Origin of the sequence: Aeromonas sp. L_1B5_3 (assembly GCF_963866575.1) — a bacterium.
Classification (GTDB): Bacteria; Pseudomonadota; Gammaproteobacteria; order Enterobacterales; family Aeromonadaceae; genus Aeromonas; species Aeromonas jandaei.
In genome coordinates this window covers 1-21821 of record NZ_CAWMDN010000012.1, presented here as the reverse complement: position 1 = coordinate 21821, position 21821 = coordinate 1, and the positions used below count along the sequence as shown (strand labels likewise).

The 21821-nt window shown below is 61.1% G+C and carries 18 protein-coding genes; 8 read left to right on the top strand and 10 right to left on the bottom strand.

All coding sequences use genetic code 11. From position 1 onward, the window contains the following. Nucleotides 1–51 precede the first annotated feature (51 nt). From AACR93_RS01770 to AACR93_RS01760, 3 genes are read right to left on the bottom strand one after another with little or no spacing between them, the layout of a single operon-like run. Nucleotides 52–798, bottom strand: coding sequence for an SDR family oxidoreductase (locus tag AACR93_RS01770; RefSeq protein ID WP_043852189.1), 747 nt, complete (start codon nt 796–798; stop codon nt 52–54). Between the two features lie 57 nt (nt 799–855). Further along, nucleotides 856–1101: a DUF3624 domain-containing protein gene (locus AACR93_RS01765; protein WP_043852188.1), complete on the bottom strand. Its 246-nt coding sequence runs from the start codon at nt 1099–1101 to the stop codon at nt 856–858. Further along, nucleotides 1098–1577: a GNAT family N-acetyltransferase gene (locus AACR93_RS01760; RefSeq protein ID WP_043852187.1), complete on the bottom strand. Its 480-nt coding sequence runs from the start codon at nt 1575–1577 to the stop codon at nt 1098–1100. Before AACR93_RS01760 ends, AACR93_RS01765 begins: the two co-directional genes overlap by 4 nt. Nucleotides 1578–1763: 186 nt before the next feature. Here AACR93_RS01760 and AACR93_RS01755 point away from each other — a divergent pair, with 186 nt between their 5' ends. Together AACR93_RS01755 and AACR93_RS01750 are read left to right on the top strand one after the other, a co-directional pair. Next, nucleotides 1764–3206: a RimK family protein gene (locus AACR93_RS01755; protein ID WP_043852186.1), complete on the top strand. Its 1443-nt coding sequence runs from the start codon at nt 1764–1766 to the stop codon at nt 3204–3206. 27 nt (nt 3207–3233) lie between these two features. Then, a complete protein-coding gene (locus AACR93_RS01750) occupies nt 3234–3767 on the top strand; it encodes an MgtC/SapB family protein (protein ID WP_043852185.1) in 534 nt (177 codons plus the stop codon). 74 nt (nt 3768–3841) lie between these two features. On the opposite strand, the gene AACR93_RS01745 is transcribed toward AACR93_RS01750, so the two are convergent. The 3 genes from AACR93_RS01745 to AACR93_RS01735 all read right to left on the bottom strand — a co-directional run bounded on the left by AACR93_RS01745 (nt 3842) and on the right by AACR93_RS01735 (nt 8035). Beyond that, on the bottom strand, nt 3842–5455 hold the full coding sequence (locus AACR93_RS01745) for an alpha-amylase family protein (RefSeq protein ID WP_043852184.1): 1614 nt from the start codon (nt 5453–5455) through the stop codon (nt 3842–3844). A 109-nt stretch (nt 5456–5564) separates the two neighbouring features. After that, entirely contained in the window at nt 5565–7532 is a 1968-nt protein-coding gene (locus AACR93_RS01740; protein WP_043852183.1) for a TonB-dependent copper receptor, read from the bottom strand. A 245-nt stretch (nt 7533–7777) separates the two neighbouring features. Next, nucleotides 7778–8035: a DUF2442 domain-containing protein gene (locus AACR93_RS01735; protein WP_033115550.1), complete on the bottom strand. Its 258-nt coding sequence runs from the start codon at nt 8033–8035 to the stop codon at nt 7778–7780. Between the two features lie 259 nt (nt 8036–8294). Between AACR93_RS01735 and AACR93_RS01730 the strand changes: the two genes are divergently transcribed. Beyond that, on the top strand, nt 8295–10289 hold the full coding sequence (locus tag AACR93_RS01730; protein WP_043852182.1) for an LTA synthase family protein: 1995 nt from the start codon (nt 8295–8297) through the stop codon (nt 10287–10289). Nucleotides 10290–10327: 38 nt separating this feature from the next. Here the strand turns inward: AACR93_RS01730 and AACR93_RS01725 are convergent, their stop codons facing one another. Then, on the bottom strand, nt 10328–10798 hold the full coding sequence (locus AACR93_RS01725; RefSeq protein WP_033115549.1) for an Lrp/AsnC family transcriptional regulator: 471 nt from the start codon (nt 10796–10798) through the stop codon (nt 10328–10330). 142 nt (nt 10799–10940) lie between these two features. Here AACR93_RS01725 and AACR93_RS01720 point away from each other — a divergent pair, with 142 nt between their 5' ends. Next, on the top strand, nt 10941–11459 hold the full coding sequence (locus AACR93_RS01720; RefSeq protein ID WP_043852181.1) for a phosphatase domain-containing putative toxin: 519 nt from the start codon (nt 10941–10943) through the stop codon (nt 11457–11459). Between the two features lies 1 nt (nt 11460). Here AACR93_RS01720 and metA read toward each other — a convergent pair whose 3' ends face one another. Next, the gene (metA, locus tag AACR93_RS01715) at nt 11461–12408 is read right to left on the bottom strand and encodes a homoserine O-acetyltransferase MetA (RefSeq protein ID WP_042032834.1); all 948 of its coding nucleotides are present in this window, start codon (nt 12406–12408) and stop codon (nt 11461–11463) included. Between the two features lie 144 nt (nt 12409–12552). Between metA and AACR93_RS01710 the strand changes: the two genes are divergently transcribed. The 4 genes from AACR93_RS01710 to yidA all read left to right on the top strand — a co-directional run bounded on the left by AACR93_RS01710 (nt 12553) and on the right by yidA (nt 17864). Next, nucleotides 12553–13797 carry an HD-GYP domain-containing protein gene (locus AACR93_RS01710; RefSeq protein WP_041209307.1) on the top strand — a complete coding sequence of 415 codons (1245 nt, stop codon included), beginning with the start codon at nt 12553–12555 and terminating at the stop codon, nt 13795–13797. Nucleotides 13798–13851: 54 nt separating this feature from the next. Continuing rightward, nucleotides 13852–15015 (top strand): CinA family nicotinamide mononucleotide deamidase-related protein, encoded by a 1164-nt coding sequence (locus AACR93_RS01705; protein WP_043852180.1) that lies wholly within the window; start codon nt 13852–13854, stop codon nt 15013–15015. Between the two features lie 257 nt (nt 15016–15272). Continuing rightward, the gene (locus AACR93_RS01700) at nt 15273–16940 is read left to right on the top strand and encodes a DUF342 domain-containing protein (protein ID WP_082044188.1); all 1668 of its coding nucleotides are present in this window, start codon (nt 15273–15275) and stop codon (nt 16938–16940) included. Between the two features lie 114 nt (nt 16941–17054). Next, on the top strand, nt 17055–17864 hold the full coding sequence (yidA, locus tag AACR93_RS01695; protein WP_043852178.1) for a sugar-phosphatase: 810 nt from the start codon (nt 17055–17057) through the stop codon (nt 17862–17864). Nucleotides 17865–17945: 81 nt separating this feature from the next. Here yidA and AACR93_RS01690 read toward each other — a convergent pair whose 3' ends face one another. Together AACR93_RS01690 and tmaR are read right to left on the bottom strand one after the other, a co-directional pair. Continuing rightward, nucleotides 17946–21029 carry a transglycosylase domain-containing protein gene (locus tag AACR93_RS01690; RefSeq protein WP_043852177.1) on the bottom strand — a complete coding sequence of 1028 codons (3084 nt, stop codon included), beginning with the start codon at nt 21027–21029 and terminating at the stop codon, nt 17946–17948. 209 nt (nt 21030–21238) lie between these two features. Then, nucleotides 21239–21556: a PTS system regulator TmaR gene (gene tmaR, locus AACR93_RS01685; RefSeq protein ID WP_033115541.1), complete on the bottom strand. Its 318-nt coding sequence runs from the start codon at nt 21554–21556 to the stop codon at nt 21239–21241. Nucleotides 21557–21821 lie beyond the last annotated feature (265 nt).

Sequence of the window (21821 nt, the reverse complement as noted above, 5' to 3'; positions counted from 1 at the left end):
AACGCAAAGAGGCTCCCAAGGGAGCCTCTTTCGTTTCAGCCAATCCAGCGATCAGCGACGGCTGATATTGAGCGGGCCGAAGGTCTGCGCCACCGGCATGATCTCGATGCTGTTGATGTTGACGTGAGCCGGTTGCTGGCTCACCCAGAGCACGGTATTGGCGATATCTTCCGGCTGGATCGCCTCCACCCCCTGATAGACGGAGGCCGCCTTGGCATCGTCACCGTGGAAGCGCACGTTGGAGAACTCGGTGCCGCCGCACAGGCCCGGCTCCACGTTGGTGACGCGGATGGCGGTGCCCGCCAGATCGGCACGCAGGTTGAGGCTGAACTGCTTCACGAACGCCTTGGTGGCGCCGTAGACGTTGCCGCCCGGATAGGGATAGGTGCCGGCAATCGAACCGATGTTGATGACGTGGCCGCGATTGCGCGCCACCATGCCCGGCAGCAGCAATCGGGTGAGCAGGGTCAGACCGCTGATGTTGGTGGCGATCATCTGCTCCCAATCTTCCAGATCCGCCTTGTGGGCCGGCTCCAGCCCCAGCGCCAGACCGGCGTTGTTGACCAGCAGATCCACCTCGCTCCATTCGGCCGGCAGAGTGGCGATGGCGGCGCGGGTGGCCGCCTTGTCCTGCACGTCGAACGCCAGCGGCAGGAACTGCGCGCCCAGCTCGTCGGCCAGCGCGGCCAGCCGCTCGGCACGGCGACCGGTACCGATCACCTTGTAGCCCGCCTGCACCAGCTGACGGCTGATGGACTCACCAAAACCGGACGAGGCGCCCGTTACCATTGCTATCATCTGAACCTCCATTATCTCAACCGATATTGTTATTTATGTTGTTGAAACCAATCTGATTTATTCATCGCTCAATTCACGTCCGGTCGCCTTGCGCCAGACAAATGCCGCCAGATGGAGCAGCAAGAGGGCCGAGCCACCCAGCGCAAACAGCAAGCCGGTGAGGGCGTTGACCGAGGTATCGGCGCCACACCACCACCAGACCAGCCAACCGACCATGCCGATGGCAAAGGTCTGGCCGGCGCAGACCGGGCAGCGCCCCAGCTTGGCCCTGATGGCGGTAGCAAGACAGTTGTCGCAGCTCATCCCCTCTCCTCTTCCCTCCTCTCTCCGGCCAGCTTCAGCACCAGCCGATGGGCATGCTGACCCGGGCCATAGTAGTCGGGCAGCCGCTGGGTGGCTTTGAACCCCAGCCCCCGATAGAGCGCCAACGCCTCGGCATTGGCATCCGCCACCTCCAGCCGGATCGCCCCCCAGCCAGCCTCCTGCCCTTCGCGGATCACCTGCTCCAGCAGGCGCCGCGCCCAGCCCTGACGGCGGATGGTCCAGCGGATGGCGAGGGTCTGCACGATGAGGCGATCCCACCCCTTGTGCTCCAGCAGGCAGAGATAGCCCATCAGCTGCTCCTTCTCATCCAGCACCAGCAGGGTGCGGCCTCTGGCCTGGGCGAGCAGATAGTGCCAGCGACTGCGGCCAAAGGCGACCTCGGGAGGAAAACAGTAGCGTTCCAGTTTAACGATGGCGCCCAGATCGTTGGGTCGGGCGGCGCGGACGGTCAACACGGGGAGTCCTTGTTCGGTTATTTATCCTCAGCACCAAAAATGCGACTTGTATCACAAGTTACCAAGGCAGAATATTAGGCACTGTAACCTCTTGTTTCCCCTCGCGCCATTGTCGTGCTTGTCGGTGCATCGAAGCCCACTGGGGATCCTGCCGCTTAAGGCAGTTTCATCTGTGGAGCTGAAAATATGAGTACCTACGTCATCGTCGAAGAGCTGGGCGACTGGCCCTGCCATGCCGATTATCTGCTGACCGCCCGCACCTACCTGCAACACGGAGTGCCCACCACCGGCGGCCGCCCCCGCATCATCAACCTCTGCCGCAATCTGGAACACCTCAGTGCCGGCTACTACTGCTCACTGCTGGCCCAGGCCCGCGGCCACCACTGTCTACCGGGTTTACAGGCCATCAGCCAGCTGCAACCCCAGCAGCCACCGGCCAAGCTGTGGCGAAAATTGCAGGGCTGGCTGGCCCAGCAGAGCGAGGACCGAATCCGGGTACGCGCCATTTTCGGCCAGTGCGAAAAGAGCGAGCTGGCGGGGCTGGCCCGCTACTACTACGGCCTGAGCCAGCTGCCGCTGCAAGAGCTGACCCTCAAGCGCGGCCGCCACGGCTGGTCGGTGCGCCAGCAGCAGAGCCTGTCACCGCTGGAACTGAGCACGAGCGAGAAAGAGTTGATGCTGCACCACGCCCAGGCACTGGTGGGCACCGGCGACCAGGAGCAGGCGGCGCCGCTCTACCAGCTCGCCATTCTGGTCGACCCCAACGACGGCCGCGCCAGCAGCGATGCCCTGGCGCTGGAGCGCTTTATCAAGGCGGCCGCGGCGCAGGGGATCCGGGCCGAAATTCTGGCGCCGTCCGCCATCGAGCGGCTGCCGGAGTTCGATACCCTCTGGCTGCGCTCCGAGACGGCGGTCGGCCACTACACCTTCGAATTTGCCCGCCGCGCCGAGCAGCTCAAGATGCCGGTGATCGACAGCTCCCGCGCCATCCTCGCCTGCAGCAACAAGCTCTATCTCTACGAGCTGATGGTGCGCAGCGGCGTGCCCATGCCACCCACCATGGTGGTGACCCGCCGCGGCCGCCACCACGTGGACGAACTGGTGCAGCGCCTCGGCCTGCCGTTGATGGTGAAGGTGCCCGACGGGGCACAGGGGCGGGATCTGGCCATGGCCAGCGACGAGCAGCAGCTGGCTCGCCTGCTGGACGAGGGGCTGGGGAGATCCGCCCTGCTGCTGGTGCAGAGCCGGATCCCCGCCGAGTTCGACTGGCGCATCGGCTTTCTCGATGGCTCACCGCTGTTTGCCTGCCGCCGTTTCCGCCCCGAGCCCGGCAACCGCATCCGCCGTCGCAAGCACCCTCTCGACATGAGCCGGATCGAGGCGCTGCCACTGAACGAAGTGCCAGAACGGGTGCTGCAAACTGCCCGCCGTGCGGTGCATCAGCTCGGCAACGGCCTGTTCGGGGTCGACCTGCGCCAGCAGGGTCGCGACTGCGTGCTGCTGGAAATCATCGACAATCCCTGGATACGTGGCGATATTGAGGACAGAGAGGCAAAGGACCTCTACGAGCGCCTCGCCCGCGCCTTCCGCCAGCGGCTGGAGAACCGGGGGCAGAGCGCGGCCGGATAACAACAAGCATCGATTGCAGAGGTGGATATGATGACGACTGATTGGTGGGACATTGCGCCCCTTGGCTGGGAGAACATCCTGGTCTGTCTGGTGTGCGGTACTCTGGTAGGGCTGGAGCGCCAGCTACGCGGCAAGCCGGTCGGCATCCGCACCTCCTCGCTCATCATCCTCGGCACCTACTGCTTTCTCGCCATCGGCGCCGCCCTCAGCCCCCAGAGCGCCGATCAGGCACGGGTGCTGGGCCAGCTCATCACTGGCATCGGCTTTCTCGGTGCCGGGGTGATGATGACCCGGGATGGTCAGGTACTGGGGGTCACCTCCGCCGCCACCGTCTGGATGCTGGCCGCCCTCGGCGCCCTCATCGGCATGCAGATGCTCCATCAGGCGCTGCTGCTCACCGGTGTCACCCTCTCCATTCTGGTCGGTGTCGACTATCTGGAGACCAGCTTCAAGAGCCTGCGCCGCGGAGTCCACAACCGGCTGGAGAGCTGGCGCAATGGCAATGGTCACCCGCCAGCCGCTCCCCGCCCGGATGAGCTGGGCAGCGGCATCGAGAAGTAGGACGACGTCGCAACGGGCATCGCCATGAAAAAAGGGCTCCGCTATGGAGCCCTTTGCGTTGGCTCGTGGTCGCGCTATTGCAACAACAGGAAGCGACCGGTGAGGGGGGGCAACTCCACCGTTACACTGCTGCCGCCGATGGCCAGACTCTCGCCGCTCTGCAGATCCACCAGCGCACTGCCGCTGCGCAGTTTGCCGACCGGCACTGCATAGCTCAGGGGGGTGCTCGAGACGTTGAGCAGGTAGACGATCTGCTCCGCCGCCGTCTCCTTGATGTCGCCATAGAGGCTCCCCTCGGCTACCAGCTTGATCCGTTCCCCCTGATAGAGGGCGGGGTGTTTGGCGCGCAGGGCCAGCAGCTGACTGAGCCACTGTTTCAGCTCGCTCTGCTCACTGCCCGGCACAAAGCCGGTGACTGCGGGTACCTTGCCGTCGCTGCGGGCCACGTGATCGTCACAGAGCCCCAACGCCGCGCAGTCACCGCCTACCTTGGTGGCAAAGCCCGGCACCTCGTCGCCAAACTCCTCGCCATAGTAGAGAGTGATGGGGCCGGAGCGGGCAGCAAGGAAGCTGAAGGCCGCCTTGTGGCGCTGCCAGTACTCCGCCGGATTGAAATGACCTCGCTCCAGCAGATCGCCGAAACGCACCAGATCGTGGTTGCCGAGCATCAGGTTCGGCATGGCGTGATTCGGGTAGTTCTCCACCTTGTTCCAGCTGGCGTCGAGCACGCTGGCCCCCTGCCCGCCCTTGCCGGACTCCTCCACCGCCAGCGCCTGTACCAGGCCGTAGCGCAGCGGGAAGTCGAACGCCGAGGAGAGCGCCGGATTGTCGCTGCTGCCGTAAGCCTGGGCGCGGATCTCGTCGGCCCCCTTCCATACCTCGCCCACCATATAGCCGAGGGTGCCCCACTGCTGACCGGCGGCCTTGCGCGCCGCGCTGGCCTGCTCCACCTCGCGGCGAATGACGCGCCACTCATCGAGGCTCAGCTGATAGGCTTGATCGAGACGCCAGCCGTCGATGCCGTACTGCTCGACCCAGTAGCGGGCCACCTCCTTGAAGTAGGCGAGACTCCGGGGCTGGCTGTAATCCACCAGCTGACCCGGATAACCGGCACCGCCACTCTTGAGGGCGGGCAGCAAGCCTGCCGGTGAAGGTTTGCTCACCCCCACCTTGTTGACGTGGCCAAACACCCCGTCGAGGAAGACGTAGAGGCCGCGCTGATGCGCCCCATCCACCAGCTTTTTCAGCTGGGCGTTGCTGCCGAAGTTGGGGTCCACGTTGAAGAAGTCGCAGGCGAAGTAGCCGGTGGCATCGAGCTTGTCGTCACCCCCTTGCCCCGCGCAGGAGTCGAACACCGGGGTGAGCCAGATGGCGTTGACGTTGAGGCTCTTGATGTGGTCGAGGCTGTCGATGATCCCCTGCAGATCACCGTTGTGGCGGGAGGGGCCGTAACCGACGCCGTAGTTGGCGCTGCCGTCACCGTCGACGAAGGACTCCACCATCACCTGATAGATGCGCAGATTGCAAGCGAGTTGCTCATCGCCGTAGCAGGCCCGACTGGCCGTGGCGACCGGAGGATTGACGGCGGGAGGCGTACTCCCCCCGCCAGAACTTCCACTGCCGCCGCAAGCGGCGAGTAACAGGGCGGCCCCGATGAGGCCGCCATAACGCAACGTTCCCTGTTTCATTGTCATGTTCCCGCTGTGAGCACAAGTGTCTGAATGCACCTGCTTTTCGCCATGATAGCGAGCGCTCGCAGAGGGGTCTGTGACTGAAAACGTTACCCGCTCGTCTTGCTCAGAGCACGCCGTCGGAGGCAAAACGGTAGTTGACCGAGATCCAGTAGGCACGACCCGGCTCGGGAATGCGGCCGCTCTGCTCATAGCCCAACCCGGCCTGACTGCTGTGTACCGACTTGGAGAGGTGCTCGTAGTAGAAGGTGTCGAACAGGTTGTCTACCCCGGCCGAGAGCTGCCACCCCTTGGCAAACTGCCAGGCGCCGCTCAGGTTCATGGTGAAGAAGCCCGGAGTCTCGCCCTGATCCTGACCGGCGACCGTGCCGGAGCCCACATCCACCCGATCCTGCGCCGCCACGGCGCGGCCCAGCAGGGTGAAGCTCAGCGCTTCGTCCGGCTGCCAGCCCAGCGCCAGCTTGCCATCGAGGGGCGGCATCTGCGCCAGCGGTTTGTTGTCGCTCTGGTTTTCGCCGTAGACCACAGCCAGACCACCATCGAGACGCCACTGCTCGGCAAACTGCCAGCGCCCCTCCAGCTCGCCGCCCCGGGTCTGGGCATCGATGTTGCGCACCTGGTTCGACTTGTTGTTGTAGAGCAGGTAATCCTTGATGTTGGCGCTAAAGAGGGAGAGGGTCAGATCCAGCTCGCGGCTGCGCAGGGCCAGCCCTGCGTCCCACTGGCGGCTGCGCTCCGGGTTGAGGGTGAACGGGGTGCTGTCCTTGCTGCGCTCCCAGTAGTCCGGCGCCCGCTCTGCCTGTCCCCACGCCAGATAACTGGACCAGCGAGGCGACCACTGATACTCGTAGCGACCAAAACCGCTGTCGAGGTACTCGGTCTCGCTGTAGAGGGTCTGATCACCCGCACCATAACGGGTGGTCTCGACCCGATCCTGACGATACCCCCCCTTGTAGCTGTGGAGCCCCTGCTGGCGCCCCAGCTCGGCAAAGCCGCCCTGCTGCTCGAAACGCAGGGTGCGCTGGCGATCCTTGGTGGCATAGTCGACGCCACTCCGGCTGCGGTGCTGATCCCGGTTGCTGTCGAGCCCGGCGGTCAGCAGCCAGTCGGCTGGCAGAGCGATGTCGTTGGCCCAGCGCCCGCCGGTGTTGCGGCGATCCGGGTTGGAGAGCATCTTCATGCCGCTGTTTGGCCGCAGACTGAAGTTGTCCATGATGTGGTCGATGTAGTTGTCCCACAGGGTCAGCTCGCTGCGCTGCCAGTGAGTGGTGATCTCCTCCTGCTTGAGCTTCAGCCCGAAGGATTCGCGGTCAAACATGGGGCCATCCATGGTGCGGTCCGCATAGGCGGCGCGGGCATTGCTGCGCTCGGCGGTGAGTTCCAGCCAGGTGTGCTCCCCCGGCGTCCAGCCCAGCTGGGCGGTGCCGTTCTCGCGGCGATAGAAGGATCGCACCTTGTCACCGTGACCATCGCGGTAATCATCACTGTCGGAGTGGGTGAACTGACCGCGCAGATAACCATCGGTCGAGCCTGCCGTCATGTCGACCATCTGATCATCGCGGCCGAAGCTGCCAAAGAGGGCCGAGGCCTCGCTCTTGAAACCCGGCGCCATAAACTCGGGTCTGTCCCGCTCGAACAGCACGGTTCCCGCCAGGGTGGCACCCTGCTCCAGGGATTGCGGCCCCTTGAGCACCCGGATCCGGTCAAAGGATTGGGGGAACACATAGGCGGTGGGCGGATCCATCCGGCCGCCACAGCCACCGGCCAGCATGCCGCCATCCATCTGCACGTTGAGGCGGGACATCCCCATCCCCCGCAGCACGGGATCGCCACCGAGCCCCCCCTTGCGCACCATGCTCATGCCGGTGACATTCTTCAGATAACCGGCGCCGTCGGCAGCGGGCATGGGGGAACCGGGCTTCTTGGGATCGAGCGTCACCTCCAGGGTGCTGGCGGGGCGAGTTGCCACCACCACCATGGGATCCAGCTGTTGCACCGGTTCCTGACCGGCAGCGCCGTGACAGGCGAGTCCACCAACCAGCAGGGCAAGGGGTGTGCGCATATGACAAGCCATACATTTTCCTTATGTATTTGTTTGTTATGTTTTTTTCATCTCGCCGCCCAAACCTTTCAGCAAGGGAAAGGTTTGGACTCTGGTCGCAAAAAAGGCCTGCTGCATGAGTGCGGCAAGCCTTGATCAGACGAAACAAAGCCAGGTTGGCAAAATGTTGCGCTGTTTTTACCCAATTTGATTCAGGAAGGCAAACACCCAAACATTCCAGCAACAGGAATCTGGCGTTGGCTCACAAAAAACAGGGATTAGCGGAAGGCTTCCCGCTCGTCCATCGGCATGATGAGGTGATAGACCTCATGGGCAGATAGCGTGCAGCCAACAGGCCACTCCAGCTGGTGGTGGCGGTTGATGAAGACCCGGGCGCAATGACGCTCCGTCTCCAGCGCAGCAAACAGCGGCTGACCTCGCCACGGGGTCAGATCCAGCACGCCTGTTGTGCCATCCGACAACACCAGAAACAGGCGCCATCCCTGCAAATAGTCGACATCGATAAAGACCGGCATCCTTCGGCTCCACCCAGATAATTCGCGGCAATTATAAATAGCTGTCATGACCCCATTAGCGCGTGGGCTCACACTTCCGGCAGCAGGTTATGCTGTGTGCAATGGCGGTCTGATGTCACACTTTTGCATAAGCAGCACGCAATTTATCTCTTTTACCGCGATCAGCGCGCAACCTTCTCCCCATCTCCTTGTCATATCTCCCAACAAAACAAAAAAAGCATCTGTGGACAGATGCTTACAGGCTCAATCAGGAACAACCATGACAACTCTGAAACAGCGGCTAGGCCCGTTCTGGCCTTTTGCCGTCTTCTGTGCGCTTGCCCTTGGCTCTCTGACCCTCAGCCGCATTGCGTTGGGGATCTGGCAACTGGAACGGGTCGATGCCGTCGCTGGCTGGCAGGAGATGCTGCTGCAAGGGATCCGGGTCGATTTCGCCACTATCTGCTGGCTCTGGGGTGTCCCGGCCATGTTTACCCTGCTGCTGGCGGGGCCTCACGCCATCGGTCGGGGCTGGATGCAGCTGATGCGCGTCTGGCTGACCGTCGGGCTCTGGCTGATGCTCTTCCTCGAGATCTCCACCCCCTCGTTTGTCACCGAATATGGCGTGCGCCCCAATCGCCTCTATGTGGAGTACCTCATCTATCCGAAAGAGGTGCTCTCCATGCTGTGGGCGGGCCGCAAAGCCGAGTTGCTGCTGGCAGTGCTCTTCAGTGGCGCCGTGCTGACCGGAGGCTGGTGGCTGAGTGGCCGTCTGCTGCGCGATCTTACCTTCCCGCGCTGGTACTGGCGGCCCGCCTTCGCCCTGCTCATTCTGGCCATAGGTTTTCTCGGTGCCCGCTCCAGCCTGGGCCATCGCGCCCTGAACCCGGCCATGGTCGCCTTTGCCGATGACCCGCTGGTCAATGCGCTGACCGTCAACTCCGCCTACTCTCTCTTCTTTGCCATCAAACAGATGGGCGCCGAGGAGGATGCCAGCCAGTTTTACGGCAAGATGACTGACAAGCGGATCATCGAGATTGTGCGTCAGGAGAGTGGCCGGGCCGCCCATGAGTTCAGCTCCGACACCTTGCCAAGCCAGACCTTCAACGAAGCCAGCTACGACGGCAAACCGAAGAATCTGGTGATCCTGCTGCAGGAGAGCCTCGGCGCCCAGTTCGTCGGCTCCCTCGGCGGCCTGCCGCTCACTCCCAACATCGATGCCCTGTCGCAACAGGGCTGGGCGTTCGAGCAGCTCTACGCCACCGGCACCCGCTCGGTGCGTGGAATCGAGGCAGTGCTGACCGGCTTTACGCCGACCCCGGCACAGGCGGTGGTCAAGCTCGGCAAGAGCCAGACCAACTTCTTCACCATCGCCGATCTGCTCAAACAACGGGGTTACGACACCAGCTTTATCTACGGCGGCGAGAGCCACTTCGACAACATGCGCAGCTTCTTCCTCGGCAACGGCTTCACCACCATCATCGAGCAGAAGGATTTCACCAACCCGGTCTTCCAGGGCTCATGGGGCGCCTCCGATGAGGATCTGATGGCCAAGGCTGACGAAACCTTCAGAGAGCTGCACAAACAGGGCAAACCCTTCTTCAGTTTGGTGTTCAGCTCCAGCAACCACGATCCGTTCGAATTCCCGGACAACCGCATCGAGCTCTTCGAGCAGCCCAAGCAGACCCGCAACAACGCGGCCAAGTATGCGGATTACGCCATTGGCGAGTTCTTCAAAAAGGCGAGAAATTCGGAGTACTGGAAAGACACGCTGTTTCTGGTCATCGCCGACCACGACAGCCGGGTCAGTGGCGCCAGTCTGGTGCCCATTCCCCGCTTCCATATCCCGGGGGTTATCGTGGGCGAGGGCATAGCGCCGAAGAAAGATCCGCGCATCGTCAGCCAGATCGACATGGCACCGACCCTGCTCTCCCTGATGGGGATCAGTGCCGACTATCCGATGCTCGGCAAGGATCTCACCCGCATGCCCGCCGACTGGCCGGGGCGCGCCATCATGCAGTACGACAAGAACTTTGCCCTGATGCGCGGCCAGGATGTGGTGATCCTGCAACCGGAACGTCCGGCGGAGGGGTATCGTTATGACGACGCCACCGAAACACTGACGCCGGTGGCACAACCAGCCGCCATGAAAGAGGCGACGCTGGGGCTGGCGCTCTGGGGCAGCCTTGCTTATCAGAAGGGGCTCTACCGGACGGCTAAAGATGAGCGAACCGCCGCTGCCGAACAGGCGCCATCAACCAGCGCAACCCGATAGAAAAAAACCGCCGAAAGGCGGTTTTTTTCACACTGGCGTTATGGCTGGGGGAAACAGGGCAGCGAGCGGCTGAACCTGTGCTCGAACACCAGCGAGGTCTCGAGATGCACCACCTCTTCGCGGGAGGTGAAGTGATCGAAGACGAAGTTGCGCAGGTGTTCGGTATCGGCCACGCAGAGGTGCACCAGGAAATCATCCTTGCCCCCCATGTGGAACAGGCTGATCACCTCGGGCAACACCAGAATGGCATCGCGAAAATCGTCGATGATCTGGCGGCTGTGACGGGCCAGTTGCAGGGAGACCATGGCCTGAATGTGACCACCGAGAGCCTGATAATCGACCTCGCAGTGCGCCCCTTTGAGCACCCCGTCCTGTTGCAGCTTGCGTACCCGTTCCAGACAGGTGGAGGGAGCAACCCCCACCAGCGCGGCCAGATCCTTGTTGGTCATGCCTGCATCCCGAAACAGATGGGCCAGGATATCCAAATCCAGTTGATCCAGATTTCTCATCTTCACTCCTCTAACCGCTCAATTTTTTAGACTCTGCCCGTAAACCGGGCCAAACACAACGTCATTGACATCCCCCCCGCCCTGCCTATGCTTGGCGCCATTCGCCGGGCTCGGTAAACCGGCCGCCACACGAGGATTCGCCATGCACCCGTTTCATCCCTTCTGGAGCCTGGAGCTTCCCCGCGTCGATGGTCAGCTTCTACTGACCCCCTGTCCGGGCACCCAGCAGGTGCCGCTGACTCTCGCCCTCGACCAGCTGCGACTGGCCGGTGCCCACGCCGTTATCACCCTGATGACTGACGCCGAACTGGCTCGCTTCGACCTCGCCCACCTTGGCGTGCAGGTCGAACAGGAGGGAATGCGCTGGTTCCACCTTCCCATCGAAGATGATCAGGCCCCCGACTCCCGTTTCGAGCAGAGCTGGCTGCAACTTCTGCCCCGGCTGACCGAGCTGCTGCGCGATGGCAAACATCTGGTCATCCACTGCAAGGGGGGAAGCGGTCGCACCGGACTGCTGGCCGCCCTTCTGCTGATCTCCCTTGGCCGGCCCCTTGACGAGGCGATGGCCACCGTCAAGGCGCACAGACCCAAGGCATTCACTCTGGATACCCACCGCCACTGGCTGCAGCAGCAGGCCGAGCGGCTGGAGAACAACGCCTGAACTACTTGCCGCTCTGGTCGTAGGTAAAGACCTTGCCGATATCCTCCACCCGGTAGCTGGTGAGCTGATAGACGTAGTAGTTGAGCCAGTTGGAGAACAGCAGATGGCCGTGGCTGCGCCAGCTGGCGCGCGGGGTCTGGCTCGGGTCGTTGTTCGGGTAGTAGTTGACCGGAATGATGGGGTCGAGCCCCGCAGCCAGATCCCGGCGATATTCACCGTCGAGGGTCAACGCATCGTACTCGGGATGGCCGGTCACGAAGACCTGACGACAATCCTTGGTGGCCGCCAGATAGACTCCCGCCTCTGCTGACTCCGCGAAAATCTGCAGATCGGTGTGAGCGCGGATCAGGTCGCCGTCGAACGCCGCATAGCGGGAGTGAGGCGCGACAAACTCGTCATCAAAACCGCGCAGCAGCGGCTCGTGTTCATCGAGACGGTGGTGGTGATAGACGCCGGAGAGCTTCTCGCCCCGGGTCTGCTTCTCCATGCCATAAAGGGCTTTCAGCGCCGCCTGCACTGCCCAGCAGAGGAACAGGGTAGAGGTCACATGCTGATGGGACCACTCGATGATCTCGACGATGCGCGGCCAGTAGACCACCTCCTCGAACTCCACCAGCCCGAGCGGTGCCCCCGTGATGATCATGCCGTCGTAGTTGTTGCCACGCACCTGTTCGAAGTCGTGATAGAAGTTCTCCAGGTGCGCCTGGGGCGTGTTCTTCGACTCCCGATCGTCGATGCGCAGCAGATCCACGTCCACCTGCAACGGCGAGTTGGAGAGCATCCGCATCAGCTGGATCTCGGTCTCAATCTTCTTGGGCATCAAATTGAGGATCAACACCCGCAGCGGGCGGATGTTCTGGGTGACGGCCCGTGATTCCGTCATCACGAAGATGTTCTCCTGCCCCAGCACTTCGGCGGCGGGTAACTGGTCCGGGATCTTGATCGGCATGCTTACTCCCTGTACTGCATCGGTAAATATGTCTGGACATCCAGAAGCCTATAATAAAGCGTTCACCCTGTCATCAGATACCTTTTGTATTCACCCTCGCCTTTGACTAGCATACGGCTCAGTATCTCCCCTGCATCCAAGATAATGACCGGTATCAAGATTTCCGTAGATCGACTGCAAGTCGGCAACTATGTATCCCTGCCACTGGGGTGGCGCGAACACCCGTTCCTGTTTTCCAGCTTCAAAATCAAGAATGAAGAAGAGATCGAACTGATCCGTCGCCTGGGCCTCAAACTGGTGACCATCATTCCCGACAAGAGCGATGTACCGCCCAAGCCTCTCGAGCAGGCACATGCCGTCACCCAGCCATCGGAAAACGCCGATGCAGCCCAGCGTCAGGCCCAGATGCAGCAGGAGAAGGATCGCCGCATCGAGCAGTTGCAGCTCTATCGCCGCAATCTGCAGCAGTGCGAAAAGCAGTTCCAGCAGTCGCTGGCACAGGTGCGCAGCGTGATGAGCAAGATCCAGTCTCGCCCTCTCAATGCCATCGGCGAAGCACAGGAGCTGGTCAACGCCATGACCGAGCAGCTGCTCTCGGTAGACGAGATGGTGCTCCATCTGGTCTCTGACGGCGAGGATGGCAACAACCTCTACTTCCACTCCCTCAATGTGAGCGTGCTCAGCATGCTGCTCGCCAAGGAGTGCTGCATGACGGCCGACGAGATCCGCCAGGTTGGCATGGGGGCACTGTTCCACGACATCGGTAAATTGAAGATCCCGAGCCAGATCCTGCGCAAGACCGAGCCGCTAACCAAGCCGGAGCAGAACCTGATGGCCCAGCACCCGCGCTATGGGCTGGATCTGCTCAATCTGGCCAAGGATTTCCCGGCCGAGGCGAAGGGCATAGTGCTGCACCACCACGAATATCTGGATGGCAGCGGGCCGGAGGGGCTCAAGAAGGGGCAGCTCGATCCGCTCACCCAGATGGTCTCCCTCATCAACGAGTACGATAACCTCTGCCACATGCAGGCCAAGGTGCCCTACTCGGCCCTGAGCGGCCTCTACAAGCAGCGCAAAGCCCAGTTCAATCCGGAATATCTCAGCATGCTGATCCGGCTGATGGGGATCTACCCGCCCGGCAGCGTGGTGCAGCTCTCCAACGGTCAGGTAGGGCTGGTGATGTCGGTCAACGCCTCCCGCCTGCTCTACCCCTCGGTGCTGGTCTACGATCCGCGTATCCCGCGTCAGGAAGCGGCCATCATCGACCTGCAGCAGGCCGAGCTCTCCATCGCCAAGGTGATCCATCCAAAGCGGTTGCCGCCAGCGGTGTTCGAGTACCTCAACCCGCGTACCCGGATCAGTTACTACTTCGAGCACAACAAGCCCTGATCCCCGCAGGCCAGTAGCCCTCTCTTTTCCCCGTTTCAGCACAAGGAGCCCGTCATGCGTATCGAGATCATCAGCACCGGAGACGAGATAGTGACGGGACTGGTGGTGGATACCAATGCCGCCTGGCTCAGCGCCCTGCTGCTGGAACAGGGCTGGCAGGTGCGCCGCCGCCTGACGGTGGGGGACAACCTCACCGACCTGAAAAGCGTGCTGCAAGAGAGCGCCAGCCGTGCCGAGGTGGTGCTGGTGTGTGGCGGACTCGGCCCCACTGCCGACGATCTCACCGCTCAGGCGGCGGCCGAGGCTTTCGGCCAGCCGCTCACCCTGTTTCCTGACTGGCTCACCACCATCGAAGCACGTTACGCCAGCCGGGGCCGCACCATGCCCACCAGCAATGCCAAGCAGGCCTGGCTGCCGCAGGATTGCGAGCTCCTCGACAATCCGGTCGGTACCGCCTGCGGCTTTGTGGTTACTCACCCGGCCAGCCACGGCCTGAGCCGGCTCTTCTTCACCCCGGGCGTCCCCTTCGAATTCAAACAGATGGTGCGCGAGCAGATCATGCCGCGCCTCAAGGTGCTGGCCGGCACCCAGACCGATACCGAGCTGCGCCGCTTCTACACGTTTGGCGTCTCGGAATCAGCCCTCAGCGATATGCTGGATGCGGCCCCCTGGCCCATCGGGATCGAGCTGGGCTACCGCTCTTCGATGCCACTCATCGAGCTGAAGCTCATCGGCCACGGTGCCAGCACGGCAGACATGGATGCAGCCGAAGCGCGACTGCTCGCCACCATCGAGCCTTGGCTGGTCGGCAGAGGGGATCTCGAACCGGCGCAGCAGATCCTCACTCTGCTGGGAGAGAAACCACTCACTCTGTATGAATGTGAGAGCCGGGGGGCCTTGCTGGCCATGTGCCATGAACACGCTATGCTGGAGGCCAGCTTTAGCAGCGCCTTGAGCTGCGAGCTTGCCCAGCTGACGGGCACTCCCCATGGAGTGAGTCTGACCATAGGCCAGGCTGGCCCGGACGGCGTGCCACTGCTGCTCTGCGCCGATGAAATCTCGTTCGGTCAGACCCTCAAGGTCAGCCACCCGGATCCCGAGAGCCGCCGCAAGATCCTCGCCTTCGCCGCCCTCGACATGCTGCGCCGCCATCTGCTGGGATTGCCGGTACTGGCCGATTACCTCACCCTGACCAGAACGGCTCGGCTCGGCGACTGACCTACGCTGAAAACCAATCCTGAATCTTCTGCGCCGCACAGGCTCGTTTCCATGATCCGGCATTGGGCCGGGTCATCTCCAATCAGCACTGTCATTTCTTACGATCCCGTCACCCATTTGCACTCAATCCATTGACCTTCCAGCAGAAATATCCAAATACTGCACACTCTTCGGCTCAGTGATTCGCTTTATCCATCATTGAGAGATTTAATGACAGTAGAGGGGCACTTCCCTCTCCCACCCAGCAAGGAGAGCCGGTGTTAAGCAAAGAGTGGCTGCTGCTATCAAGTGACATGGATCAGGTCTGCCTGCGCATCGCGCCGGGACTCACCAAACCTGTCACCGAACAGGATGTGCAGACTCTGCTGCTCGCTTCCAACTGCCGCCGCTACCAACCCCTGACGGAGGGGATCAAACAGTCGATCACCCTGCTCAACATGCTGCAAGGCAACCCTGCCGCCTCTGTTCCAACGACTCCCATCCCCATCGCCAAGCGACACGATGCCAAGGTGCTGATTGTGGTCGAGAAAGACCGGATGAGTGCCAGCGCCCAGATCACCGCCGACTGGGGTGGCAAGTACCTGACCCTCGAACAGTTGCAAGAGGCGATCTCCATCAGCGAGGTGAAGCAGGGGGTCAGCGAGGCTCTGCTTGCTACCGCCATCCTCTCCGCCAAGGAGGCGGCTCCCGGCAGCATGCTGAAACTGGTCATCGCCCGTGGCCAGGCCGCCGTCAACGGTCAGGACACCCGCTACGAGCGGCTGGTGGAGACCCCGGCTGAACGTATTCTCAAACCTCAGGAGCTGGATCATGGCCGGGTCGATCTGAGGGATCTCGGCTCCATCGTCACCGTCAAGGCAGGTGCCCAGCTGATGCGCCGTCACCCGGCCACTCAGGGCGTCCCCGGCTTCACCGTGACTGGTCAGGAGCTCCCCGCCAAGCATGGCAAGGACAGCCCCATGAGCGCCGGAGAGGGCACCTTCTTCTCGCCCGATGACCCGGACCTGCTGATTGCAAGCCGCGCCGGGCTCCCCTGTCAGGAGAAAGCGGGAATGAAAGTAGATGAGGTGCTGAGCGTCAAGCGGGTGGATGCCCGCCACGGTCACATCACCTTCGAGGGAGGACTCATCGTCAATGATGATGTCAATCCGGGCATGAAAATCTCGGTGAGCGGTGACATCGTCATCGGTGGCTTTATCGAAGGGGGCTGGATTGAAGCAGGGGGAACCATCACTGTGCGTCACGGCATCATAGGTCGGCGCAATGAACAGGGCGAGTACCTCTGCCAGCTCAACGCGCAGGGGGAGATCCACGCCAACTATGCCCAGTATGCCCAGCTCGAAGCTGGCGGCGATATCCAGATCCAGACCCAGCTCAGCCACTGCTACAGCCGTAGTGGGCAGGACATCAAGGTGGGTGACGGCGGGATGCGTAAAGGCAACCTCTTGGGAGGGCTCGCCATCGCCAACCGGCTCATCATTTCTCCCGTAATCGGTGCATCGGCCGGCAACCATACCAAGCTGCAGATCCTCGGCGGCTACTTTACTCACAAGGAGCAGGAGCATCAGCTCAAGCAGCAACAACAGCTCTGTCAGGAGCAGCTCGACAAGATCAAAGAGCTGGTGATGCGGCTGGTGCAACTCCCCACTGAAAAACGCAACCCCGATACCCTGCGCAAGCTCAAACCAATCCGCGAGCGCCATCAGCAGGAGCTCCGCCAGCTGGAAGAGCAGCTGGCCGCCAACCACGAAGAGCTGCAAAAGCTGATGGCAGAGATGGACATCATCGCCACCCAGCATCTCTTCCCCGGTGTCGAGGTAGAGATGGCCCATCACCACAACCGGGTCGATATCGAACACGGCCCCATCCACTTCTGCATCCGGGAAGATCAACTTCAGATGCTCCCCTATGAGGCGCATAAATAGGCCAAACTCCCCCTATTCATATCAGTAGTGACCGTGATCCGGCCGCCGATTTTCGCTACACTCGCCACTTCCCAGGCCCCATTGGACGGGCCGCCCAGACTCAGGTAGTGAATGATGTACAAGCTGATCGCATTGGATATGGATGGCACCCTGCTCAACCCGCAAGGCCAGATTACTCCCCGCACCCACGCCGCCATCACGGCAGCTCGTGCCAAAGGTGTCACTGTGGTACTGGCCTCTGGCCGGCCGCTGGAGGGGATGAGTCGTTATCTGGTCGAGCTCGGCCTCACCGGGGAGCATGACTATGTCATCTGCTACAACGGCGCTCTGGTACAGCAGGTTGCCGATCAGCGTATCATCCGCAGCCAGCTGCTGACCGGCAGCGATGCCAGCTCCGTCGCCAAACTGGCCGACGAGCTGGAGGTGAACGTCCACGGCTTCTCCGTCACCAAAGGGCTTATCAGCCCGCGCGTCAGCCGTTACACCGAGCATGAATCCCGTCTTATCGGCATGCCCATCAATCTGATCGACTTCGCCACCCTGCCGGCCGACGAGCAGATCATGAAGGTGATGATGATCGACGAACCGCCCCAGCTCGCCCGCGCCATCGAGCGCCTGCCTGCAGAGCTCTATGACCGCTACACAGTTGTGCAAAGTGCCCCCTTCTTCCTCGAGTTCATGAACAAGCAGAGCAACAAGGGGACCGGGGTTGCCGCACTGGCCGATCACCTTGGTCTGACCGCCGATCAGGTGATCTGCGTCGGCGATGCCGGCAATGACCACCATATGATCGAATACGCAGGACTGGGTGTCGCCATGGGTAACGCCACCGACGAAATCAAGGCGCTGGCCCAGCACACAACCGCTCGCAACGATGAGGATGGCGTGGCTCAGGTGATTGAACAGTTCATTCTGAACGCCTGACGAGTCAGCGAGAGCTCTGTATTCAATAATAAAAAAGCGGGGAGGCTTCACAGCCTCCCCGTTTTTATCTCTGTCTGCCACTCACTGAGTGGCCAGACACTGGGTATGGGAACCCGGTTGCAGGTAGGGGATCAGCAGCGGCGCCATCCCCTTGAGCACCTGAACCGGCAATGCGGAGGTGAACCGGAACTTGTCCGATTGGCTGCCCGGCACGTAAGCCGTCAGTGTGCCGAAGTGATCATCCCCCAGATAGAAGACGAAGGTCGCAGTACGGTTGCGAGCCTGCGAGCTGGTCACATTCCCATAGCGTCCGACCGTCTCGATCCGGTTGTCACCGGTCCCCGTCTTGCCGCCCATTGCCAGTACGGTGCCATCCGGCATGGTAAAGGCGCCGGCAATCCGCTTCGCCGTCCCCCCTTCCACAACCTTGGAAAGTGCATTGCGCAGCGCTGTCGCCACCTCGGCCGGCAAGACGCGTGTCCCTTCGGTATGAGTCGGATCGAACTCGGTCTCGAAAGGCGTACCTCTGGCAAACGAGAGATGCTCGATGCGCAGCGTCGGTACCCGGATACCGCCGTTCTGGATAATCCCCATCAACTCGGCCAAGGCTGCCGGACGATCGCCCGAGCTGCCCAGCGCAGTCGCCAGCGATGGCACCAGATGGTCGAACGGATAGCCCAGCCGCGCCCAGCGTTGATGGATATCGAGGAAAGCCTCAACCTCCAGCATGGTGCGGATACGGCTGTCACGGGCACTGCGGTGACGGGTCTTGAACAGCCAGCTGTAAACCTCCTGCCGCTCGTCACGGCTTGCCGCGACAGCATCGGCAAAGGTCGCCTTGTCGAACTCCTTGAGGTAGGAGAGCAGCCACAGCTCCAGCGGGTGCACCCGCGCGATATAGCCCTGATCCGGCAGTGAATACTTGCCGGGGCCGTAACTGACATAGAGCTGCTCGACCCGTTTTGCACTCAGCTTCTCATTCGGCAGACGCTTGGCAAGGAAGGCTGAGAAGGTCGCCAGGTCAGCATCTGGCATCAGATAGCGGTGAACCGCCGCCAGACGCACCGCACTCGGCTTCAACCCATCCAGGAAGGTATCGAGCTGCTCATCGGCACTCTTGCCGTGATACTTGCGCCAGAAGCGCAGCAGATAGGTCTGACCCTCCTTGTCGGCAAACTTGGCCAGATACTCCTGACGGCGGGGATCCTTGTCATCCTTGAGCAGCTGGGCACGGTTCCCCTCCTTGTAGAGGCTATACCGCACAATGTCGCGCAACAGGCGGACAAACGGCAGGTTGATGGACTCGCGCAGCGCATCGCGAATCGCCGGGATGCGACCGTTATCCTCTTTGCGGAAGTTGTTGAAGGTGTGCATACCGCCACCGGTAAAGAAGCCTTCGCTGGGGCTTGCGGAGTATTGGCGATCCAGCGCGGCTTCCAGCATCAGGGGCAGGCTCTTGTCCTTCGCCGTCATCAGATAGGAGATGGCCCAACGGCTGAGGTTATCCTGTGAAGCATCGGCCAGTTTGCGCAGGCTCGCTGCCGGCATGTCGGCATAGTTGTCATGCAGCTCGGCCACTATCTCCAGATAGGTGGTCAGCACCCGCAGCTTGGCAGTGGAACCCAGCTCGAGCTTGGATCCTTCGTTGATGTCGAACGGCTGATCGGTGTTGTCGGTCTGCACCCGCACCTTGAACCCTTCCGGCGACTTCTCGAACAGGGTGAAGCTGTAACGCACATCACCAGTCTTCTCTGGCGAAAGCAGGCGCTCACCAAACAGGCCGACCTGTGCCGCAAAAGCGGGGTCGGCGAGCTGCTGCAGATAATGAGAAATCTCGTTCTGCAACGGCATATTGAGGCTGGTCTCGGCAGTCAGATCCATCCGGTCGAGATCGTAAAGCTGCACCCCGAGCTGCCGGCTCAGACGGGTACGCGCCACCTGCAACCCCTTGCTGTTATTGACCTTGGTGACCGCCGGAGATTGCAAAAAGTCGCGGAAAGTTACCTTGGCCTTGAGGGCGGCTTCCATCAGCGGAGGCGTAATCATCCCCTCCTGTACAAACAGGCGCAGATAGCTGTCGGTCAGCGTTGCCAGCGCACTCCGCCCCTGAGCCAGATAGTAGGAGGGACGGCGGTGGGCGATCATCAGAGACACCACCTGACGCAGCGCCAGGCCCTGCTCTGCCAGCGAGGCATTCTGGTTACGAGCAGGATCCAGCAGACGGTTTACATCCTCGACATTGGCGCCAAACCAGACCCAGAGGCCATCACCTAACCCGTGCACCTCGCCGTAGCCGGGAGCAGCCGAGAGGGGCACCGAGTTGAGATAGGCCCAAGCCACCAGTTTGCGCGCTTCCAGCGTCTCTGGCCCAAGTCGGTAGGCTCGCACACTGGCAGATGCCATCTGGCGGATCTTCTCGGTGGGGGACATGGTCAAGCCGTCCGGAGAGTGACGATACTTCTCCACCTGAGTTGCCAGGGTACTGCCGCCAGCAGATTGATCCTGCATATCCAGCGCTTTGCCTACCTGAGAAACCGCCGCTTTGGCAAAGCGCGGCCAATCCACCGCCGGGTTGGCCAGCGGTTCCTCATTGCTCAGCAGGTCGCGGTTCTCGATAAAGAGCAGCGACTGGATGATGAGCGGCGGGATCGAGGCAAAATCCGGATAGTGATGGGTCGGATACCTGAATTGATAGAAAGGTTCGGCGCGGCAATCATAGAGCGACAGCCCGGCCTGTACCTTCTCGGTATAGGGGACAAAGAAGCCACGCTTGGCATAGTCGTAGAGCGCATCGGAGAAATGCACCTGCTTGCTCACCTGATAGCCCCGCTGCAGCAGCCGTTCCTGCATCATTGGCAGTTGTACGTAGCCAAGTCGCTTATCGAACGGGCCATCTTCAGGGAAAGCGATCTGCTTGCTCTGTCCGGGCTCAACCTGATAGGTAAGCTTGGCGGCATAGCGCGAGATCTCCTGAGATTGCAGCTTCGAGGTTTTCATCTCGTAGCCAACCAGAGTGATCACAGCCCCAAGACAGGCGAGGAAGAGGAAACAAAACAGCCAGCGCCACCAGGAACGACGCTTGCGCTTGGGGTTCCCGTCCGTGCTCTGGACAGATGAATCTTGAGATGCCACTTGTGTCAAATCCGTCTGTTCTGATGCGCCCATAAAAGCCCCACCATGGTTGCGCAATTTATTGTGTTTCAATCAAGCTTAGTCGTTTCAAGTCAATGGCTTGAAACTATTGACCGCTTTGCATTGATGGTAACAGGGCAACTCTGAAAAGGGGAGCCGATTGTTGCAGGAGTGGCAGAGATCAGAGCTGATAACAAAACACCGGCCAATGGCCGGTGTTGTTTAACAAGGTAAGCGAAGCATTACTTGTGGGAGCTCATGCTCTTCAGCTTTGTGCTCAGCTCTTTACGCTCTTTGGAGAGCTCGGCGTTCTTGATGATGTGGTCATCTACACGCTCTTCATAATCGGTACGCATGTTGGCGATGATGGCCTGCACTTCATCAATGCTCATACCCGGCTTGATATAGTCGCTCAGGTTATCGAGCAGCAGTACACGCTTCTGGTTGTCACGGATCTTCTTCTCGTTATCCGCAATTTCACGCTTGAGTTTGTTCTGGCGACGGGACATACGCACATATTCCAGTACATCGCTGAAGGTGGACTTGTTTACTTGTTCCATATCGATACCACTAGCTTAAGGTTGATAAAAACTGGCCAAGTTACACCTGACTCCCGCTCAAACACCGGCAGGAGAGGCAAACTCAAGATGCCCTTACTCTACCGAGTTATAAGCGAGATACAACCCTAATCGCGCACCACAAGCCAAAAGCGGACCAGTAAAAATAAACAAGCCGGGTGGATTTCCAGACGAAAAAGCCCGGTCTGATAACCGGGCTTTGGTGTCTATTCAGGCGTGCAGCGCTGTGGCCAACGGGCAAATCGCC

Excerpts from the sequence above, each read along its gene's own strand:
- AACR93_RS01770 (WP_043852189.1), bottom strand. The coding sequence starts at position 798 with ATGATAGCAATGGTAACGGGCGCCTCGTCCGGTTTTGGTGAGTCCATC.
- AACR93_RS01765 (WP_043852188.1), bottom strand. The coding sequence starts at position 1,101 with ATGAGCTGCGACAACTGTCTTGCTACCGCCATCAGGGCCAAGCTGGGG.
- AACR93_RS01755 (WP_043852186.1), top strand. The coding sequence starts at position 1,764 with ATGAGTACCTACGTCATCGTCGAAGAGCTGGGCGACTGGCCCTGCCAT.
- AACR93_RS01750 (WP_043852185.1), top strand. The coding sequence starts at position 3,234 with ATGATGACGACTGATTGGTGGGACATTGCGCCCCTTGGCTGGGAGAAC.
- AACR93_RS01745 (WP_043852184.1), bottom strand. The coding sequence starts at position 5,455 with ATGAAACAGGGAACGTTGCGTTATGGCGGCCTCATCGGGGCCGCCCTG.
- AACR93_RS01740 (WP_043852183.1), bottom strand. The coding sequence starts at position 7,532 with ATGGCTTGTCATATGCGCACACCCCTTGCCCTGCTGGTTGGTGGACTC.
- AACR93_RS01735 (WP_033115550.1), bottom strand. The coding sequence starts at position 8,035 with ATGCCGGTCTTTATCGATGTCGACTATTTGCAGGGATGGCGCCTGTTT.
- AACR93_RS01730 (WP_043852182.1), top strand. The coding sequence starts at position 8,295 with ATGACAACTCTGAAACAGCGGCTAGGCCCGTTCTGGCCTTTTGCCGTC.
- AACR93_RS01725 (WP_033115549.1), bottom strand. The coding sequence starts at position 10,798 with ATGAGAAATCTGGATCAACTGGATTTGGATATCCTGGCCCATCTGTTT.
- AACR93_RS01720 (WP_043852181.1), top strand. The coding sequence starts at position 10,941 with ATGCACCCGTTTCATCCCTTCTGGAGCCTGGAGCTTCCCCGCGTCGAT.
- metA (WP_042032834.1), bottom strand. The coding sequence starts at position 12,408 with ATGCCGATCAAGATCCCGGACCAGTTACCCGCCGCCGAAGTGCTGGGG.
- AACR93_RS01710 (WP_041209307.1), top strand. The coding sequence starts at position 12,553 with ATGACCGGTATCAAGATTTCCGTAGATCGACTGCAAGTCGGCAACTAT.
- AACR93_RS01705 (WP_043852180.1), top strand. The coding sequence starts at position 13,852 with ATGCGTATCGAGATCATCAGCACCGGAGACGAGATAGTGACGGGACTG.
- yidA (WP_043852178.1), top strand. The coding sequence starts at position 17,055 with ATGTACAAGCTGATCGCATTGGATATGGATGGCACCCTGCTCAACCCG.
- AACR93_RS01690 (WP_043852177.1), bottom strand. The coding sequence starts at position 21,029 with ATGGGCGCATCAGAACAGACGGATTTGACACAAGTGGCATCTCAAGAT.
- tmaR (WP_033115541.1), bottom strand. The coding sequence starts at position 21,556 with ATGGAACAAGTAAACAAGTCCACCTTCAGCGATGTACTGGAATATGTG.